We start from the raw sequence: 19,593 nt of genomic DNA, 5'->3' as shown, positions 1-19,593 counted from the left end.
TCAGACATATTCTGGGTAAGTTACAAAAATGCTCCGGGAGATAATTTACAAAAGGCAGCAGACAGTATAAACCGGTATCGTCATGGGTAATTTGTTACACATAAAAGAAACGTCCGGATATTGTATAATATAAAACGGAAATATAAGAGACTGTCTAAATTTTGTTTTTGGAATGTTTTATAGTGTATTTTTTCGTCAGACGAAGGTATTTTGAGCCACATAGCCATAGCTACGTGGCGAAAAATAGCTGAAGTATGGTGGAAAAAGGCGCATAAAAGAACCAAAGGATAAAACTTAGACAGTCTCTAAATCATGAGGAATCCCGAACTGTAAGAAATGAAACGGTATTGTTTAGCTTTAGATTTGAAGGAAGATGAGGGGCTTATAGCCGAATATGAAGCCCATCACGAGAAAGTTTGGCCGGAAGTGCTGAAGAACATATGCGAAAGCGGTGTAATAGACATGGAAATATATCGCATAGAAAACCGGTTGTTTATGATCATGGAGGTCGATGATGGTTTCAGTTTTCAGCAGAAAGAACTACTGGATGCTTCCAACGAAAGAGTTCAGCAATGGGAAAAACTCATGTGGAATTACCAACAGGGAATTCCCGGAAGCAAACCGGGTGAAAAATGGCGCCTGATGGATAAGATATTTGATTTTAAAACAGCATTATAATGACTGTAGGACTATTTGTACCGTGTTATATAGACCAGTTATACCCGAAAGTAGGGAAAGATACCCTGGAAATCCTGGAAAAGGCCGGCTGCAATGTCGTTTTTTTACAGGATCCTCTATGTTGCGGGCAACCTATGGCCAATAGCGGGTATGAAAAAATGACCAGCGGTTTCGAAAAGCCTTTCCTGAAGGCACTTCCCGAAGTGGATTACCTGGTAACCCCTTCGGCCAGTTGCTCCTATCACCTGTCGCACCACCTGTTGAAACCTCTGGTAAGTGCGGAAGAATTGGCAAAGGTGAAGGAACTGACCGAATTCCTTCACGATGTGGTGGGGGTGGATAAACTGAAAGCATCTTTTCCGCATAAAGTAGGTTTACACCTGTCGTGCCACGGATTAAGAGGATTAGACCTGGGGACGCCTTCGGAATTGAAGGTGCCCTATTATTCCAAGATAGAAAAAGTACTGTCCGCCGTGGAAGGCCTGGATCTCGTAGTTCCGCCCAAGGCGGACGAATGTTGCGGGTTCGGGGGGAGTTTTGCCGTATTCGAATCGGCCGTATCCGTAAAGATGGGAAGCGATAAAATGCATGGCATGTCCGACGCAGGAGTAGAGTATGTCGCAGCGACCGATATGTCCTGTCTCATGCACCTGGAAGGGGTTTTTCGTGCAGGAGACAGCCCCATGCGGGTTATGCACATAGCCGAACTGCTCAATTCGGAAGAATAAAGACGAACCCGGACCAAAACGGTTTCGGGAAAACGGGAATTGCAAGACCAACCGATTAAATGACGAATTATGAAAGGAACACATGCAAACCTGAGCAAAGATTTTATTACCGGGTCCGATAAAACGGATTGGCATAACAATGCCCTGTGGTTTCTGAGGGCCAAACGGGATATTCAACGGGATACCATTGAAGACTGGGAGAAATTGCGCTCTACTGCCGCCGATATTAAAGACCATACCCTCTCCCGCTTACCGGATTACCTGCAGGCCTTTGAGGAAAATGCGGTAAAGAACGGTATGCAGGTGCATTGGGCATGGGATGATAAGGAACTTCGTGAAATAACCGCTAAAATACTTAAAGAAAACCACGCTACATCGGTAGTAAAGAGCAAGTCGATGCTCACGGAAGAATGCGGACTGAACCCATACCTGGAAAAAGAAGGTTTTGAAGTGGTGGATACGGATCTCGGGGAGAGAATCGTACAGCTCCGTAAAGAACACCCCAGCCATATTGTGGTCCCTGCTATCCACCTGAAAAAAGAAGAGGTCAGTGATACGTTCCATGAAATAATGAACACGGAGAAAGGCAATGCCAGTCCCGATTACCTGGCATCGGTAGCCAGGGAAGCATTGCGTAAAGATTTTATAAGGGCCGATGCGGCCATCACCGGGGTTAACTTCGGGGTTGCCGAAACCGGGGCGGTAGTTGTCTGCACCAATGAAGGCAATGCGGATATGGGAGTACACAGCAAAAAAACGGTAATACATTGTATGGGCATGGAAAAACTGGTCCCCGGATATGATGAACTGGCTGTTTTTACCCGCCTGCTTGCCCGTTCCGCAACCGGGCAGCCGGTTACCGTATTTACCTCGCACTACCGGAAACCACGTCCGGGAACCACAGAACATATTATTATTGTCAATAACAAGCGTACCGATATTTTTGCCGACCCGGAGTTCCGGCAGGCCATGCGGTGCATTCGTTGTGGTGCCTGTATGAATACCTGCCCGGTGTACAGACGTTCGGGCGGACATTCTTACCATCATACCGTTCCGGGGCCTATAGGTAGCGTACTGGCTCCTTTCTACGGAAAGGAAAAGAACAAGGACCTTCCTTTTGCATCAACACTCTGCGGATCGTGTAATAATGTGTGCCCGGTTAAAATTGATCTGGCCGGACTCCTGTACCGGTGGAGACAGAAACTGACGGACGAAACCGCTCCGGATATATCCAAGAAAATAGGAATGCAAATAGGAAGCAATATACTGACGAGCCGGAAAAAATACGATCTGGCCGGAAGTGTTTTCCGATGGGTACCCAAAGGGGTTTTACAATCCGGTATGAACCCGTGGAATACGAATCTGCCGAATGGTAAAAAGGGAAGAGTATTCCCGGAAGTTCCCAAAGAGAGTTTCCGGCAGTGGTACAAGAAAAATCAGGAAGATTCGTAAAACCGGTTAATTTTAGGCTATGAACAGTAAGGAAAGAATATTGAGCAGTTTGAGAAGCGTTGTCGGAGAACCCCTTCCCAGACCGGAAATAGATCTTCAATATAAAACAGGGACACTTGTTGAAGAGTTTGTAAGTGTGGCAGAAGCTTCGGGCACGGAGGTATTTCTTGCAACCGCTGACACGGTGACCGATACTATAGAAAATTGGAGCAAAGGGGACAATATACAGTCTTCTGTTCCCGGATTTCAGGAAAAATATCCCCTGATATTCGATGAACAGTTCCCTTTTGAAAAAGATAAGATGCCCGGAGTATTTATTACTGAAGCGTTGTTTGGAGTTGCAGAGAATGCCGCTTTATGGCTTACGGATACAGAACTGAATTCCCGTTTACTCGCTTTTATTCCGGAAAGGATAGTGGTTCTGCTTAAAGCCGATAGCCTGCTGCCTACGATGCACCAGGCCTATGAAAGGATTGGGGAGAATCCTCCTTTTGGTTTCGGTCTTTTTATGGCAGGGGCTTCGAAAACGGCAGATATAGAGCAGACCCTGGTAAAGGGTGCACAGGGAGCAAAAGAACTGGCTGTCATTTTGTATTAACCGGAAGATTATAAAAAAAATAAAGGCTATCTCCTGTAAAAAAGAGACAGCCTTTTATTTTTCAGGTCTTTTCTATACTGAGGTCTACATTTCAAAAAGCTCGGCCAGTTTGGTGTCCAGAGCTTCTCCACGAAGGTCTTTAGCTACTATTTTACCCTCCGCATCCAGTATAAAGGTTGCGGGTATGGCCTTTACATTGTAAAGTTGTGCAATAGGGTCCTGCCAGAATTTAAGATTGGAAACATGGTGCCATGGAAGCTGATCTTCGGCAATGGCCTTTTCCCAGTCTTCTTTCTTTCTGTCGAGAGAGACACCGATGATGCTCAGTCCCTGGTCCTTATATCTTTCGTAAAGTTTCACCACGTGCGGGTTTTCTGCCCTGCAAGGTTTGCACCAGGCTGCCCAGAAGTCGATAATAGTTATTTTTCCTTTGGCGTCTTTAAGCGCAAGGACTTCTCCTTCGGGGGTTGGAGCGGAAAATTCCGGGGCCGGGGAGCCTATGGATACTTTGGTAAGGGTTTCTATTTGCGTAGCTATCCTTTGTGCAACCGCGGTTTTCTTTACGTCCTCAGACAGGGAAGAAAGTAATTCCTTGATCTCTTCCGGGGTCTGTGATTGGGACATCAGCATTTTTTCCAGTACCAGGGCAGAAATATAAGAGTCGGTATGCTCCTCTACAAAATGCACTTCGTATTCTTTCGCTTCTTCCTGTATGTCACCGTAAGTATCCTGCAGTGTTGCAATAGTTACGGTATCTCTTTCCTGGGAAGCTTTCATCATTTGCTGGCGGAGGGCGTTTATTCTTTCGCCTATATCGCGTGTGCCGGAAATAAACTCATAAAAGTCATCATTGGACGGAGAACCTCCCATTTTGGAAAAGTTGAGACTGTCTTTATATGCTTCTATTTCAATATCTCCGTTTTCAACAATAACTGGAATATTACCTACCTGATCTATGAGGATAAAGTGAATTTCCGGAGCATCTGCTTTGCCGGAAAAAGTAAATTCCCCGCTCTGTATTTTTGTGGAATCTACATCCACCGGCTGATTGTTTTCATCTGCTTTTTTCATGAACACCTGCTTGCCGTCTTCCATACCGTCTATTTTAACGGTAATTGTGTAGCTGTCCTTGCTCTGTTTTCCACAGGAAGCAGCAATAAGCGCCATAAAAAATAATACGCCGATCTTTTTCATTAATCTGTAATTTTAAAAGGTTTATGTGCAAAGTTAAACTTTCCGGTCATAAAACGGTGATGTTTAGGATAAAATTAAGTAAAGGGCGTGAATAATGACAATTACAGAAAAACGGTATTTCCACTCATGGCAGTATATTCACGGGACGGGATGAAAATGACAAGGGAACAAATTTTAATTTATACTTTTACATTATGCTTGATTTTCGCTTAAAGGTTTTTCATACGGTCGCCAGAAGGCTCAATTTTACGAAGGCAGCCCGTGAACTCTATATTTCGCAACCGGCTGTCACGAAACACATAAAAGCATTGGAAGCGGAATACGGGATACAGTTGTTTGATCGTAACGGTACTAAGATACAACTGACCTATGCCGGTGAACTACTGTTGCGGAGCACGGAGCAGATCTTCGAGATATACCGTAAACTGGAGACCGACCTGCATGCTTTGTCCGGAAAACACGCCGGTAAGTTGCGGATAGGTGCCAGCACCACAATAGCCAATTATATCCTGCCCCGGGTATTGCCGGGTTTCCGGGCAAAATATCCGGATGTGGAAATAGAACTCCTCGTAGGAAATACGGAACAGGTGGAAATGTTTTTGAGGAATAAGGAAGCAGACCTGGGAATAACCGAAGGCTTTTCCAAACTTCCCGTATTAAAATATACCCCCTTTATCAAAGATGAAATAGTACTGGCTGGTTCTGCAGATCACCCTGTTGCAGGAAAAGGAATGATTGATCTGGAGGAATTGAAAACGTTACCGCTACTCATGCGCGAACCGGGATCGGGAACCCTCGATGTTATAGCACATGCCCTTGGGGAAACCCGTGTGAAAATCTCCGATCTCAACCTGGTAATGCAGTTGAGCAGTAGTGAAAGTATCAAGGAATACCTGCTGCATTCCGATTGCCTGGCGTTTCTTTCCGTCTATATCATTCTCCATGAATTGCGGAACGATACCTGTAGTATTATAGATGTAAAGGGATTGGAAATAGAACGCTATTTTTATTTTGTCCAACTGCAGGGACAAACCGATATCCTTTCCGGTCTTTTTATGGATTTTGCCCTCCGTCATAACTACAAGTTATAATACATACCCATTAGTGATTTCCGGAACTTCTGTAAGATTAGCAATTTTGCAGAGTTAAATCATTTATTATGTATAGGAAGTCAAAAAGTGAAATGGTTCATCCCGGTAGTTATACGAAACGGTTTTTTGACAAGCACATTAGCATCCGTGAAATTGTTTTTATAACGCTGGTTATACTTTGCCTGTCTTCCCTGATTTCTCCTCCCGTTGCTTTGCTTTTGGGGGTTATGACAGCCTGGTTTATAGGGCACCCGTATATGCATTTAAACAGTAAAGCTTCCCATCTTTTATTGCAGGTATCCGTTGTGGGCCTCGGGTTTGGTATGCAGGCGGACAGTGCTTTAAAAGCGGGTAAGGAAGGTATACTGCTCACTGTAATATCCATTTTCGGAACGTTGGTTCTCGGTTTTGTGTTGTGCCGGTTGCTTAAAATAGAAAAGAAAACGGCATATCTCGTGGCCATAGGCACTGCCATATGCGGAGGAAGCGCCATAGCCGCAGTAGCGCCGGTAATACAAGCAAAAGAAAAACAAATATCCGTAGCGCTCGGAGTTGTATTTATTCTCAATTCCGTAGCGCTGTTCATATTTCCGGCCATAGGTCATTTGCTGGGGTTGTCACAGGGTTCTTTTGGTTTATGGAGCGCCGTAGCTATTCACGATACCAGTTCTGTGGTAGGCGCGGCTGCAAAATACGGTTCTGAAGCACTGGAGGTGGCCACCACCGTAAAACTGGCCAGAGCTTTGTGGATAGTACCGGTGGCATTGCTTTCGTCCGTAATGTTCGGGAAGGGTAAAAGAAAGGTGCACATCCCTTATTTTATAGGACTGTTTGTATTGGCTATGTTGTTAAATACCTATGTCCCTTTTGTACGGCATATAAGTCCTTATATCGTGAATATTTCCAAATCCGGACTGACACTTACCTTATTTCTGATCGGATGCGGGCTTACCAGGAAAGTGGTAGGCACCGTTGGCGTTAAATTGTTTATTATGGGATGTATACTCTGGCTGGTCATCTCAGCTTTTTCTCTTTTTGGGATTACTTCCTTCGGGAACTGACAAGACATGTTTTATGGTAGGAAGTATAGGAGTTCTCTTGGAAAAAGATGACAGTGAAGAGGAGAAGATCCGAGCCATGACGTATAAAAGACGTAGTGAAAAATACCGGGAGAAGTAAACAAGACGTGTACGGAACTGTGTTAATAATTAAGCGATGATTGTATTTTTGATAAAATCAAAGCTTTAAAAATGATTTATCGATATTAAAATAATCTTTTTAATGCGATATCTTATAGAATTATTAACCCGATATAACAATGTATTATGTCCCCGATTTTACCTTTTAGAATGTACAGGCAGGTACTGAAACTGCTGTTCTCCGTATTGTGCCTCTTTTGGAGCATACCTTTGATACATGCCCAATCCTGCTGGCTGGAAGTAAACGGCAAGCAGATTGTCAATGCAACTACCGGGCAGAATGTTGTACTGCGCTCCGTTGGCCTGGGCAACTGGGCATTGCAGGAAGGCTATATGCTGCACCCGCAGAATTGCCAGGGATGCCCGCCCGGGCCACAATGGCAGATGAAAAAAATATATTATGACGAAGGACAGACTCCCGAACAGGTAGAAAACTTTTACCAGCAATGGCGGAATAATTTTATCACAAAAGCCGATATAGATTATATCGCTTCCCTGGGTTTTAACAGCGTACGCCTTCCCATGCATTACGAATTGTTTCTCAGTTCCGCGCAAAGGACTATCCGCAATAATGTCATAAACGATATTAATTACGGCCATGACATTTACAAGGATTCCCTCCGGCTGTGGTACGATAATAACCAGCTTTTTAATGATCCGGAACTGGAAGGCTTTCGTATGATTGACAATCTCCTGAGTTGGTGTAAAGATAACGGGATGTACGTTATACTCGATTTGCATGCCGCCCCCGGAGGACAGGGAGCAGATAAGAATATCGCAGATATATTCCACGATAACAATCTTTGGTTGTATCCCGTATTTCAAGATGTAACAGATCGTCTTTGGGACCGGATATCCCAACGCTATATCAACGAACCGGGCATTGCTTTCTATGATCTTATCAACGAACCCAACCAGGTTCCCGGTGGAGGACAGGTCATACATGCACTATTGCAGCGTCTTATCACTACGGTACGGAATAATGGCGATAATCATATGATTATGGTAGAAGGGAATGGTTGGGGGAATAATTATGATTATATGGAGCCCTCTACATTCTCTCCCAACTGGGGACTGGTATACAATGCGCACAGGTACTGGATAGATGAAGCGGACGATTGGGTAGCCGACCCCAATCCTAACCAGATTAACCGTATGGCAAACCTGGTGAACTTCAGGGATACCCACAACGTCCCGGTATGGGTAGGGGAAACAGGAGAGAATAACAACCAGTGGTTGCGGCAAAACATAGAAAAACTGGATACGGAAGGAATAGGCTGGTGTCATTGGACATATAAGCGATTTGACGTTGCCGAAAATGCTGCCCTTATGCGGATAGGAGGTAATTATCCGACTGACGGAGCATCGGTTATGGCAGGTGTGCTGGAAAGTATAAAGTTCGAAAATTGTATTCCCAATACCAATACCATTGCCACAGTGACACAGGACCTGCCCGCCCCGGGAACAAGTATTTGCGGTCCCGGAAATTCCCCGGAAGAACCTCCTGTTGGGCAAACCATATGGCTAAGGGGCAATAACGGTAAATATGTGAGTTCTGAGGATGGACAATCCGGCATGACGTGCAACCGCGATTCGGCCGGGGATTGGGAAGTGTTTACTGTCGTAGGGACTGCCGATGGTAAAGTGGCCCTTAGAGGGAGCAATAATCAATATGTAAGCTCGGAGAACGGGGAATCGCCCCTGTTATGTAATCGCACATCTATAGGAGGTTGGGAAGCTTTTGAATGGCTGCCTCAACCGGACGCCACTATAGCTCTGCGTGGGGGTAACGGCATGTATGTAAGTTCGGAGAACGGAGAAAATCCTATGTTATGCGACCGTCCTTCTGTCGGAGACTGGGAAAAATTTGAGTTCGGCCTCGTCTCATCCGGCACGGAAGGTATGGGAATACGAATAGAGGCCAATCCTGAAAATACCCGGGAATTTCTGTTAAAGGTTTATCCCAACCCGGTGGCGGATGGAAACCTGTTTATCGGTATGGGGAAAGAGAATAAAGACATCACGGCAAGCCTTTTTACCATAGAAGGCCAGCAGGTGATGACCCGGAAACTCCACGGAGACACTTCAGACATGAAGTTGCAGTTACCCGGCACCGTCCGGAAAGGGGTTTATATACTAAAACTGAATACTGCCGACGGAAATTTTTCTAAAAAGATAATGGTGCAGTGATAAGCTAATCTAATATCCTTTAAAGAGGAAGGCATACAGGTAGGAAAGATGCCTCCTTTTTATACTTCGGTTTACAGAAGAAGAATTATATTAGCTACTTTAGCGCTTGACAAAAACTAGCTACTGTTCCCGGAATGTTCCGGGAACAGTAAAACACCAGATCAAAATAAAAATCATGAAAAATATCCGACCGGACGGTCTGTTCCGGAATAGCTGTTTTATCCTCCTTTTTGTTTTAGGAGGATTTTCTGCGATCAGCCAGACAACATACAACATAGAACCTGATGTACTTTATTACCCGGATTCCTCCGGATCTGAAGATGCCTATGTCCGGGAGATGTGTAAACTGGATGTGTATTATCCCGAAAACGAGAAAAACTTCCCTACGGTGATATGGTTTCACGGTGGCGGGCTTACCGGGGGAAGCAAAGAGATCCCGGAAGACCTGAAAAATAATGGCTTTGCCGTTATCGGTGCAGGATACAGGCTTTCTCCCAAAGTAAAATCCGTACAGTGTATCGAAGACGCTGCTGCCGCAATTGCCTGGGTTTTCAAACATATCGAAGCCTATGGAGGTGACCCTGACCTTATTTTTGTTTCCGGGCATTCCGCAGGGGGATACCTGGCTATGATCACTGCACTGGACAAACAGTATCTTAATATTCACGGTATAGACGCTGACAGTATCGCGGAGATCATACCTTTCAGCGGGCAGGCCATTACACATTTTAACATCCGAAAAGAAAACGGTATTAAAGATGTACAGCCTGTAGTAGACCGTTTTGCCCCGTTATGGCATGTACGTCCTGATGCCCCTCCTATGCTGCTGATTACCGGTGACCGGGAGATGGAAATGCTGGGGCGATATGAAGAAAATGCCTACCTGCTGCGGATGATGAAGCTCGCGGGACATGAGAACACGGAACTATATGAACTGGAAGGCTATGGGCATAACATGGTAAAACCCGCCCTGCCTTTGCTTATCCGTGAAGTGTCCGAACGAACGGCAGAAATAAAAGGGAAGTAGAAAAAACTTCCCTCACCGGTTTATAAGCTATTGAGGAATTCCTGGAAGTTGTATTCATGTTGAATTCCCAGTTTTTTTCGCACCCTGTACCTTGCCGTTTCCACTCCCCGGACGGAAATATTGAGCAGCGGGGATATTTCCTTGTTGGTAAGGTCCATTTTAATGAATGCGCAAAGCCTCAATTCTCTTTTGGTCAGTTTCGGGTGAAGTTCTTTTAGTCTTTCGAAGAAATTGTGATGTACTTTTTCAAAGTTCACATCAAATACTTCCATGTATTCTTCCCCTATTTTATGCTGGTGTATTTTTTGAAAGATCTCCAGTAGTTTTTGCTTGGAAACCTGGGTTTTAACGAGACCCTTTAATTCTTTAAGGTCTTCCTGTATTTCGTTGAATATATCTTTTTTGTTCACCAGTTGCATGGTGTAGTTGGCGAGTTCCTTGCTCTTTTCCAGGATATTTTCTTCCAGGATACTTTTGGCCTGTTGTATTTTTTCCTTGTCCTGGGTAAGTTTCAGGCTTTCTATTTCCAGTTCCAGCAGTTTTTTCGATTTCTGGGCGGCATTACGGGCCTTTTGTCTTTCGTGTCTTATCTTTTGCTGGATGAGTATATAGGCCAGCCATAAAAGACCAATAGCAATAAGTATATAAAGTATACGTGCCACCTTGGTTTGGTACCATTTGGGCGTTATCGTAAAACGATAGGAAGTAATATTCCCCGAATTACCCGCACTATCCCTGCTTCTGACCTTAAAAGTGTACTCTCCCGGCTGTAAATGGGTATATTCCTTAAAAGCCACCGGGCTCCATACCGACCATTCGCTATCCATGTTTTCCAGAATATAACTATACTGAATGTCCCCGGAGGTACCGAGTTCCGGAGCGGTGTATTCAAACCGCAGTATGTTCGTTTCCGCAGGGAGCTCCATACCGTTCCTGTAGCCCGTTAGCGGCAATACTTTTTGTTTTTGTGCTTTGTATTGAGATACTTTTGTGATCAGGGTAGGCACCGTTTCTTTGGAACCCTGCCCGAGGCGATAGAGATAGAGCCCGGTAGTAGATCCTATGAGGACTTTATACCCGTCCAAAGGCAGAATACTCTCCATACCCCGGTTGAGATTGCCCTTTATATTCAAGAACAATTCGTTATTCAGTATCGGTTTTTTTTCCTTATAATTAAAATAAGCTACTTCATCATCCTGTACCACCCATGCTGTGTCTTTATCTTGCAGGATTTTACGTGTGTTTAGCGATGGATCAAGTATATTGTTGAGAGGAGCGTAAGGTTCGAATGTACCGCTCTCCCGATTAAAAGTATATATCCCTGTGTTTGTGGTAAAGACAATTTTGGAATCCCAATAGAAAAGATTGATATTGAAAGGAGATTCAAATCCGTTCTGGTCCGTATAATGATCTATGGCATGGACACGGGTGTAATCGTCATTGATCCTGATCCGGAATACGCCTTTGTAACCATGACAGACCCAGAAAGTATGGTCTTCTCCTGTGGGAAGGATGTCGCGTGAAGACTCGTCAAATCCCTTTATTTTTTGATGCATGGTGTAAACACCTTCTTTTTCGGTTACCGGGAAAATCCCATTGTAGCTACACGCCAGAAAAGTATCGGCTTTATATGGAACAGGGATGATCTTCCATATACCGCTTTCTTCCCCGATTTTCCGCGCTTCCTCGCCCCGAATAAGAAAGAGTCCTTTATCATGTCCGGCAAAAAGTTGTCCTTTAATGACGTTCAGGGACCATGCTTGTCCCTGGAGCTCCGGGATTTTCCGGAAATGGAAACGCTTTTTCGGTTCCGTTATATCGCAAAAGTAAACCCCTTTATTTGTGGCGAGATATACTTTGGAATTATAAATGCATATATCATATATGGAAGACTCGTCAAATATCCGGGTCACAGGTGTTTTAAAACTCATAAAATCAAGACCGTTGTTCAGGGTCACCCAAATGCCCCTATCCGTTTGAAGGAAGCCGAGTATACTGGAATTCTGGGTTTCCTGGTATACGGGGGAAGTTTCTATAGGTATGCCGTTTTCATTCAGCATACGTATCCCGGAACTGAGCGTACCCAACAAGTATTCCCGCCCTTGCTTTATGGCACAGATTACCTGGTCCGTGTGCCCGGGAGAAAAAGCGCTGCCCGTGACAATTACAACCCCGGTTTTGATGTTTCCTTTATATACTTGCCCGTTTTTGGAGACGAGCAGGAGAATATTTTTATTTCCCGTGGGCAGGATGGCTACAATACTTTCACCCTGGTAGGATTCCGGACGGAATACCAGGTCAAGGCTGGCTTTCTCCGGGGAATAAGCCATAATACCGGAACGGTTGTCCTGGACATAACAAGTTTCCCCGATGACATTGGAATATGTAAATGAATGAAATGCAGGAACGTGGGTTACCCGGTTGTCCGTGATGGAAATGAGTTCTTTAAAAGAGCGGAAAATAACAGTACCGTTTAGTTCATGTGACTGCCAGATATTCTCAAAATTACTGCCCTTGAGGTCCAATTGGTCTATGAGAGAATTATAACGGTATGTCCCGGTAGAATCCTTGCTGACAACCCCAAGTTCATTATACGCCCCGGCGTATATTTTTCCATTATTCGCGTACAACAGGCTTCGTACGGAGGAATTGTTTGGTAAGATAACTTTCTCCCAGCGCTCACCATCGTAGATCAGCACACCGTCATTATTACCGAAATATGTTATACCGCTGCTGTCACGGCATGCGGTCCAGAATTGCGGATCGGCCTGGAAATCTGCCCTGGAATAGTGTATGGTCCGTGGTTGATTATCCCAGATGTCCGTACCCGGAACCTGACTGTATACTTGTGTGGTAAAGACTAAAAATAATAAAAATAAGACCTTCATATTTTATGTGTCGATAAAAAAGCTAATTAACATTTTTTTATTGAAAAAACGTATAAAAACATAAAATTTTTAATAAATGTAAGTTTCTGTATATTAATTTTTTATGCTTTGTGGCGTACTATATGCGTAGTTGTGTTATTGCCTGATGTAATTCAAGTGTATGTATAAAATACCCCTTGATTTTATCAAATTATAAATTTACCTCCACAATTAATAATAATTAACCAAAAAAGTATGTCGGATCAGAAAGTTTTAACCTGCTCTGATATATAACTGACAATGGTGTTCCGGTACAAGATTCCGGAAACAACAATTTCACAATTTCTTAACCAAACCAATTTTGTAACATCTATGAAAATGAAGATCTATTTATGGTTGTGTCTTTCATGTATCACGACATTCGTATCCGCACAAAATCATATCACCGGAACGGTGATCGATGAGGAAGGAGTTCCGTTGCCGGGCGCCAATGTAATGATCCGGAACACAACCCAGGGAACCGTGACCGATTTTGACGGTAAATTCAGCCTGGAGGCTTCTCCGGAAGACGTACTGCTAATCTCCTATATAGGATATATACAGAAGGAAGTAACCGTAGGCGAACAGACCGAAATTAATGTAGCCTTATCTCCGGATACCGAATCTTTGGACGAAGTAGTGGTAGTGGGGTACGGTACACAGAAGAAAAGTGTCGTTACCGGCGCTATTTCCAGTATAAAGGAATCGGACCTGGAGAATCTGCCTATTACAAGAGTAGAACAGGCGTTACAGGGAAGGGCTTCCGGTTTGACCATAGCGGCTAATTCCGGGCAACCCGGTTCGGCTTCGACCATCCGCATCAGGGGTATAACGACTTTCGGCAACAACAATCCGCTGTGGGTTGTGGATGGCGTAGTGGTAGACGCAGGAGGTATAGGATATCTTAACCAGTCCGATATTGCCTCTATTGAAGTTTTAAAAGATGCCGCGTCCCAGGCTATTTACGGTGCTAGGGCTGCGGCCGGGGTTATTCTCGTAACGACCAAACAGGGACGTTCCGGTAAACTCACGGTAAATTATAATGGCTATACCGGTATTTCCGGCCCGGCGAAGAAGTTAAACCTGTTAAATGCTTCCGAGTATGCCACATTGCTCAATGAAGCGGCCGTAAACGGTGGGGGGAACCCTCAGTTCAACGATCCGGCCTCCCTGGGTAAGGGGACGGACTGGCAATCGGTGATCTTCAACAACAGCGCACAGCGTACAGGACAGGAAGTCAGCCTTAGTGGGGGAAATGAATTTTCTACCTTCTTTGCTTCTTTCGGTTTTCTGGACCAGGAAGGTATTGTTATGCCCGATATATCCCGGTATACCCGGAAAAATATTCGTCTGAACTCTACCCACAAAATAACCAAATCCATTACTTTCGGACAGACAGCAGGATATTCCAGGGAAAAAACATTAGGCATAGGTAATACCAATAGTGAGTTCGGGGGACCATTGAGCTCCGCAATAAATCTCGATCCTATTACCCCGGTGGTGGAAACGGATCCGGCTGTTATAAACAATTCGCCTTATACCAATGAAGGGGTCATAAGAAATGCCGGTGGCAACCCTTACGGTATTTCGGGATTGGTAGGGCAGGAAATGGCCAACCCGCTTGCCTATCAACGGACCCGTTTGGGGAATTATGGCTGGTCCGATAATTTTGTAGGTAATGCTTATGTTGAAATAGAACTTATCCCGGGTTTAAAGGCCAGGAGCACTTTCGGAGGGAAACTTTCCTATTGGGGTGACGAGAGTTTTACACCGGTATTCTTTTTAAATTCTTCTACAACCGAAAAGCGCAATAATATAAGCAGGAATACCAGGAAAGGATTTGGTTGGAATATAGAAAATATACTTTCCTATACACGCAGTCTGGGAGATCATAACTTCAGCATTCTTTTAGGACAAGGGGTATATGTAGATAATATTAGCAGTGGCGAAAGCGTAACGTACTACGACATCCCTGTAAACAGCTATAAAGACGCGTCCTTTAACTTTACCGTACCTATAGAAGATATAGATGCCTCTGCCTACGAAAACCCTCAACATCGGGTAACATCGTTATTCTCCCGGGTCAATTACGATTATATGGAAAAGTACATCTTTACCGGAATTGTACGGAGGGACGGTTCTTCCCGTTTCGGTTCCAATAATAAATACGGGGTATTTCCCTCCTTTTCCCTGGGTTGGGTACTTACCAAAGAAGATTTCTGGAAAGAAAGCAACGTGCTCAACCAGTTTAAACTGAGAGGTGGTTACGGGGTTACCGGGAATGATGCCATTGGCGACTTCCGTTACCTGGCAACCATAGGTGACGGCCGGAACTATACCGTAGGTAGTTCGGGTTCCGTAACCGTAGGGAACAGCCCTGATGCACCACCGAACCCCGATCTGAAATGGGAGGAGACCAACCAGGCCAATATAGGTTTTGACGCTTACCTGTTTCACGATTTCAGCCTGGTATTTGATCTTTACCGAAAAAAGACCATTGGTATCCTCCAGGATGTCCGTATACCGGGATACATTGGTGCCAACGGTAGTCCCGTAGGTAACGTAGCCGATATGGTAAACCGCGGTTTTGATGTGGAAGTCGGGTATAACAAGACTATAAATGATTTTGGTATTTCCGTAAACGCCAACTTCTCTTATCTTGAGAATGAAGTAACCTATCTCGGGAATGATATCGAATACTTGTCAGGTGGCGCTACCATTCAGTCCGGTACCTATCCCATTACAAGAACGCAGGTAGGTCAGCCTTACGGATCGTTTTTCGGGTTCCGTACCGATGGTATATTCCAGAGCCGTGAAGAGATCGAAGCCTATACGAACAGTGATGGAGGACTTATACAACCCAATGCTGCTCCCGGTGATTTCCGATGGAAAGACCTGAATGGTGACGGTACTATTACCGATGAGGACCGGGATTTTCTGGGAAGTTCCATTCCCAAATACAACTTCGGGTTTACGGTTAACCTGAATTATAAAAACTTTGATCTCCTCATATTTGCCCAGGGCGCTGCCGGAAATAAGATATTCCAGGGATTACGACGACTGGATATTGCCAATGCCAATTACCAGGATGATGCCTTGGGCCGGTGGACAGGACCGGGAACATCCAATAGTTTCCCGAGGTTAACTACGGATGATTCCAATAAGAATTTCAGCAATCCTTCCGATTTTCACCTGGAGAAAGGCGATTACCTGCGATTTAAAACAGTACAACTGGGATATTCGTTACCTACGGACGTAATAAAACGCATAGGCCTGCAAAGATTAAGACTGTATGTCACAGGAGAAAACCTGCTCACCTTTACGGGATACAGCGGCTTCGACCCCGAAATCGGGGGAGGAATATTCGGTATAGACCGGGGGTTTTACCCGCAGGCCATAACCGGGATGGTAGGAGTTAATGTACAATTTTAAAAAGACAGGATCATGAAATATACGATAAAATACACAATGGCCATTCTCATCCTGCTGCTGTTTACAATGTCCTGTAGCAAGGATTTTCTGGAAGTGGACCCCAAGGGAACAGCCCTGGAAGAAACATATTACGCCAATGAAGAGCAGGCCTTTTCCGGGCTGGTAGCTGTATACGACATCGTGGGCAAACAGGCCCGGGGATTTGAAAATATGGTAACGATGATAAATGCGGGATCGGACGATCATTATGCCGGAGGTGGAAGTTCTACCGATGGTATCGGCATACAGTCCTTTTCCAATTATTCCATCGATGCCTCTACCATTCCCGTTAGTTTCTGGAGTAATTTTTATCAGGGAATATTCCGGGCCAACGTGCTTCTGGAGAAACTTCCCGAAGTACCCATGGATGAAGACGTAAAGAAAAGATTTATCGCGGAAACCAAAGCGCTTCGCGCCTACTACTACTTTGATCTTGTCCGCCTGTTCGGCAATATCCCGCTTATTACGGAACGTGTAGACGCCAGCGAAACCTTTAATATTCCCCAGTCTTCGCCAGAGGACGTCTATGCACAGATTGAGGCTGATCTTACCGAAGCCATTTCCGGTCTTCCTCTCAAAATAACAGATTTGGATAACGAAGCCGGTCGGTTCTCGCAAGGAACGGCTTTGGCTATATTAGGTAAGGTCTACCTGTACCAGGACAAGAACACAGAAGCAGCGGAAACACTGGCAAAAGTGAATGGCACCCCGGGAGGGACCAGCGACTACGGGTATAAACTCCTGGACAATTACGCAGATCTATGGAATATAGAAAACAAGTTCAATACGGAGTCCATACTCGAATCCTCTCATACGGACAAAAGTAATGCGGGATGGGGAAACTGGGGTTCCGGATCAGACGAAGGAAACTCCATAAATATAATGGTAAGTCCGAGAAGTTTTAGTCGGTCCGCCGGTTCTTCCGCACCCGATTATATTTCAGGCTGGGGGTTCAATATTGTTACGCAGAGCTTATACGATGCACTTTCCGGGGACCCGAGATTTGACGCTACGATAGCAGAAATAGGAGCGCTGAAACAAGCTGGCGAGGTCGATTACGTTTCCAGTTACCAGGATACGGGATATTTTCTGAAAAAATTCATGCCACTTAATTCCGACGCTTCTACCGGGGGCGGAAATACGGAATTGAACTACAGACAGAACGTATATGCGATCCGTCTGGCGGATACCTATCTCATGGAAGCGGAAGCACTTGGAGGTACCGGTGCGAGGGCACAGGCTTTACTCGATGCCGTAAGGGCCAGGGTAGGGCTTGCACCGGTACCTGTTTCCATGGAAGCTGTTATGCAGGAAAGACGACTCGAACTTGCCGGAGAAGGGCATCGCTGGTTTGACCTGGTACGTACCGGAAGAGCGCCCTCCGTACTGACCGGAAGAGGTTTTACCGCCGGAAAGAACGAAGTGTTGCCCATACCGTTACAGGAACTGGAAAATACACTTATAGTGCAAAACTCCGGTTATTAGATATATTTGAATTGACCTAAACATGCATCAGGCTGGAAACCCGGAAAATCATTTATCCCGGTTTTCCGCCTGTAATTTTTTAAATGGATAAAATATACATACAAAATGCGCAACCTTCATCACGCTTACCGTTTAATGGTTTTCATGCTGTTTCTGGCCTGTACTCCCGAAAAAAAAGCGGATTACGAAGCGGAATTATGGCTTACCACGACAGATAAAAGATCGCTACTGGAACAAACCGGGGTAGATACCTCCCAAGATAGTTCTCCGGATGTTGTTATTACCATTAATCCCGCTAAAACCTATCAAACTATGGATGGGTTCGGGTACACACTTACCGGGGGAAGTGCCCTGCACATTCACAATATGTCGGCAGCTGCAAGAAAAGAGCTTTTACGGGAATTATTCGGCACCGGTAAAGATGGCATAGGAGTAAGTTACCTCCGCGTCAGCATAGGAGCTTCTGACCTGGACGAACGCCTCTGGTCTTATAACGATACTGCCGAAGGGGAAACGGACGAGGAACTGGATAACTTTTCTATGGCATATGATACATTACACCTTATCCCCGTATTGAAGGAAATACTGCAAATCGCTCCGGAAATAAAAATCATGGGATCGCCGTGGTCTCCCCCGAAATGGATGAAAGATAATAACGACACCCGTGGAGGAAGCCTTTTACCGGGATATTACGACAGTTATGCCCGATATTTTGTAAAATATATAGAAGGCATGCGGGAACAAGGCATCCCTATTGATGCCATAACCGTTCAGAATGAACCGCTGCATCCGGGAAATAATCCCAGTTTATTGATGCTTCCCGAACAACAGGGAGAATTTATAAAGGATCACCTGGGACCTGCCTTTGAGAGCGCCGGAATAGATACGAAAATCATTATTTACGATCACAATGCGGACAGGCCGGATTACCCCATATCCATCCTCGATGATCCGGAGGCTGCAAAATATGTGGACGGATCTGCTTTTCACCTGTATGGAGGTGAGATAAGTGCACTTTCACGGGTTCACAAAGCACACCCGGACAAAAACCTCTATTTTACCGAGCAGTGGGTAGGAGCACCCGGAGATTTTGCCAAAGAAATGGCATGGCATACCGAAAACCTTATTATCGGGGCCACGAGGAATTGGTGCAAAACCGTATTGGAGTGGAACCTTGCCGCCGATGAAAACCAGGACCCGCATACCGACAGGGGTGGTTGTGACCGTTGCCTGGGAGCAGTGACCATTACAGGCGATCAGGTAACCCGTGAACCCGCCTATTATATTATAGCGCAGGCCTCCAGGTTCGTGCCGCCCGGTTCGGTAAGAGTAGATTCAGATATTCAGGGAGATATTGCCAATGTGGCGTTTAAAACCCCGGAGGGAAAATATGTTTGCATACTACAGAATACCGGTAAAGAAGAACAAAAAATTGCGGTGAAACTGGAAAACCGTTCAATTCCTGTAAAGCTTGGGGCCGGAGCTATCGGTACGTTGATGATAAGTTTACCATAGGATAAGAGCCGGACAACCCCGGTTGGGGTACAGGACTCTCTCCCCGAAAAGTATTGAAA

13 protein-coding genes are annotated in these 19,593 nt (G+C 45.1%); 11 read left to right on the top strand and 2 right to left on the bottom strand.

Annotated elements, in window-relative coordinates; translation table 11 throughout:
* The first annotated feature begins 336 nt into the window (after nt 1-336).
* The 4 genes from ACVBDU_RS04865 to ACVBDU_RS04850 all read left to right on the top strand — a co-directional run bounded on the left by ACVBDU_RS04865 (nt 337) and on the right by ACVBDU_RS04850 (nt 3,456).
* Nucleotides 337-678, top strand: coding sequence for an L-rhamnose mutarotase (locus tag ACVBDU_RS04865; RefSeq protein ID WP_447178639.1), 342 nt, complete (start codon nt 337-339; stop codon nt 676-678).
* Complete coding sequence (locus ACVBDU_RS04860) at nt 678-1,406, top strand: (Fe-S)-binding protein (RefSeq protein WP_447178638.1); 729 nt, start codon at nt 678-680, stop codon at nt 1,404-1,406. Before ACVBDU_RS04865 ends, ACVBDU_RS04860 begins: the two co-directional genes overlap by 1 nt.
* 69 nt (nt 1,407-1,475) lie before the next feature.
* Nucleotides 1,476-2,858, top strand: a complete 1,383-nt coding sequence (locus ACVBDU_RS04855) for a lactate utilization protein B (protein ID WP_447178637.1) — start codon at nt 1,476-1,478, stop codon at nt 2,856-2,858.
* Between the two features lie 19 nt (nt 2,859-2,877).
* Nucleotides 2,878-3,456: a LutC/YkgG family protein gene (locus tag ACVBDU_RS04850; protein WP_447178636.1), complete on the top strand. Its 579-nt coding sequence runs from the start codon at nt 2,878-2,880 to the stop codon at nt 3,454-3,456.
* 84 nt (nt 3,457-3,540) lie between these two features.
* On the opposite strand, the gene ACVBDU_RS04845 is transcribed toward ACVBDU_RS04850, so the two are convergent.
* Nucleotides 3,541-4,650, bottom strand: a complete 1,110-nt coding sequence (locus ACVBDU_RS04845) for a redoxin domain-containing protein (protein ID WP_447178635.1) — start codon at nt 4,648-4,650, stop codon at nt 3,541-3,543.
* 194 nt (nt 4,651-4,844) lie between these two features.
* On the opposite strand from ACVBDU_RS04845, the gene ACVBDU_RS04840 reads away from it, so the two are divergent.
* From ACVBDU_RS04840 to ACVBDU_RS04825, 4 genes are all read left to right on the top strand, one after another.
* Nucleotides 4,845-5,741 carry a LysR substrate-binding domain-containing protein gene (locus ACVBDU_RS04840; protein ID WP_447178634.1) on the top strand — a complete coding sequence of 299 codons (897 nt, stop codon included), beginning with the start codon at nt 4,845-4,847 and terminating at the stop codon, nt 5,739-5,741.
* A gap of 92 nt (nt 5,742-5,833) precedes the next feature.
* Nucleotides 5,834-6,802 (top strand): YeiH family protein, encoded by a 969-nt coding sequence (locus ACVBDU_RS04835; RefSeq protein WP_447178891.1) that lies wholly within the window; start codon nt 5,834-5,836, stop codon nt 6,800-6,802.
* A 264-nt stretch (nt 6,803-7,066) separates the two neighbouring features.
* Nucleotides 7,067-9,130 (top strand): cellulase family glycosylhydrolase, encoded by a 2,064-nt coding sequence (locus tag ACVBDU_RS04830; protein ID WP_447178633.1) that lies wholly within the window; start codon nt 7,067-7,069, stop codon nt 9,128-9,130.
* Between the two features lie 175 nt (nt 9,131-9,305).
* Complete coding sequence (locus tag ACVBDU_RS04825; protein ID WP_447178632.1) at nt 9,306-10,157, top strand: alpha/beta hydrolase; 852 nt, start codon at nt 9,306-9,308, stop codon at nt 10,155-10,157.
* A gap of 20 nt (nt 10,158-10,177) precedes the next feature.
* Here the strand turns inward: ACVBDU_RS04825 and ACVBDU_RS04820 are convergent, their stop codons facing one another.
* Nucleotides 10,178-13,045 carry a triple tyrosine motif-containing protein gene (locus ACVBDU_RS04820; protein ID WP_447178631.1) on the bottom strand — a complete coding sequence of 956 codons (2,868 nt, stop codon included), beginning with the start codon at nt 13,043-13,045 and terminating at the stop codon, nt 10,178-10,180.
* Nucleotides 13,046-13,402: 357 nt separating this feature from the next.
* Here ACVBDU_RS04820 and ACVBDU_RS04815 point away from each other — a divergent pair, with 357 nt between their 5' ends.
* From ACVBDU_RS04815 to ACVBDU_RS04805, 3 genes are all read left to right on the top strand, one after another.
* Nucleotides 13,403-16,495 carry a SusC/RagA family TonB-linked outer membrane protein gene (locus tag ACVBDU_RS04815; RefSeq protein WP_447178630.1) on the top strand — a complete coding sequence of 1,031 codons (3,093 nt, stop codon included), beginning with the start codon at nt 13,403-13,405 and terminating at the stop codon, nt 16,493-16,495.
* A 12-nt stretch (nt 16,496-16,507) separates the two neighbouring features.
* Complete coding sequence (locus ACVBDU_RS04810) at nt 16,508-18,019, top strand: RagB/SusD family nutrient uptake outer membrane protein (RefSeq protein ID WP_447178629.1); 1,512 nt, start codon at nt 16,508-16,510, stop codon at nt 18,017-18,019.
* Nucleotides 18,020-18,124: 105 nt separating this feature from the next.
* Nucleotides 18,125-19,534 (top strand): glycoside hydrolase family 30 protein, encoded by a 1,410-nt coding sequence (locus ACVBDU_RS04805; protein ID WP_447178628.1) that lies wholly within the window; start codon nt 18,125-18,127, stop codon nt 19,532-19,534.
* The last annotated feature ends 59 nt before the right edge of the window (nt 19,535-19,593 follow it).

Source organism: Sinomicrobium endophyticum (genome assembly GCF_052983315.1).
This window is presented reverse-complemented; position numbering and strand designations above follow the sequence as displayed.

Excerpts from the sequence above, each read along its gene's own strand:
- ACVBDU_RS04865 (WP_447178639.1), top strand. The coding sequence starts at position 337 with ATGAAACGGTATTGTTTAGCTTTAGATTTGAAGGAAGATGAGGGGCTT.
- ACVBDU_RS04860 (WP_447178638.1), top strand. The coding sequence starts at position 678 with ATGACTGTAGGACTATTTGTACCGTGTTATATAGACCAGTTATACCCG.
- ACVBDU_RS04855 (WP_447178637.1), top strand. The coding sequence starts at position 1,476 with ATGAAAGGAACACATGCAAACCTGAGCAAAGATTTTATTACCGGGTCC.
- ACVBDU_RS04850 (WP_447178636.1), top strand. The coding sequence starts at position 2,878 with ATGAACAGTAAGGAAAGAATATTGAGCAGTTTGAGAAGCGTTGTCGGA.
- ACVBDU_RS04845 (WP_447178635.1), bottom strand. The coding sequence starts at position 4,650 with ATGAAAAAGATCGGCGTATTATTTTTTATGGCGCTTATTGCTGCTTCC.
- ACVBDU_RS04840 (WP_447178634.1), top strand. The coding sequence starts at position 4,845 with ATGCTTGATTTTCGCTTAAAGGTTTTTCATACGGTCGCCAGAAGGCTC.
- ACVBDU_RS04835 (WP_447178891.1), top strand. The coding sequence starts at position 5,834 with ATGGTTCATCCCGGTAGTTATACGAAACGGTTTTTTGACAAGCACATT.
- ACVBDU_RS04830 (WP_447178633.1), top strand. The coding sequence starts at position 7,067 with ATGTCCCCGATTTTACCTTTTAGAATGTACAGGCAGGTACTGAAACTG.
- ACVBDU_RS04825 (WP_447178632.1), top strand. The coding sequence starts at position 9,306 with ATGAAAAATATCCGACCGGACGGTCTGTTCCGGAATAGCTGTTTTATC.
- ACVBDU_RS04820 (WP_447178631.1), bottom strand. The coding sequence starts at position 13,045 with ATGAAGGTCTTATTTTTATTATTTTTAGTCTTTACCACACAAGTATAC.
- ACVBDU_RS04815 (WP_447178630.1), top strand. The coding sequence starts at position 13,403 with ATGAAGATCTATTTATGGTTGTGTCTTTCATGTATCACGACATTCGTA.
- ACVBDU_RS04810 (WP_447178629.1), top strand. The coding sequence starts at position 16,508 with ATGAAATATACGATAAAATACACAATGGCCATTCTCATCCTGCTGCTG.
- ACVBDU_RS04805 (WP_447178628.1), top strand. The coding sequence starts at position 18,125 with ATGCGCAACCTTCATCACGCTTACCGTTTAATGGTTTTCATGCTGTTT.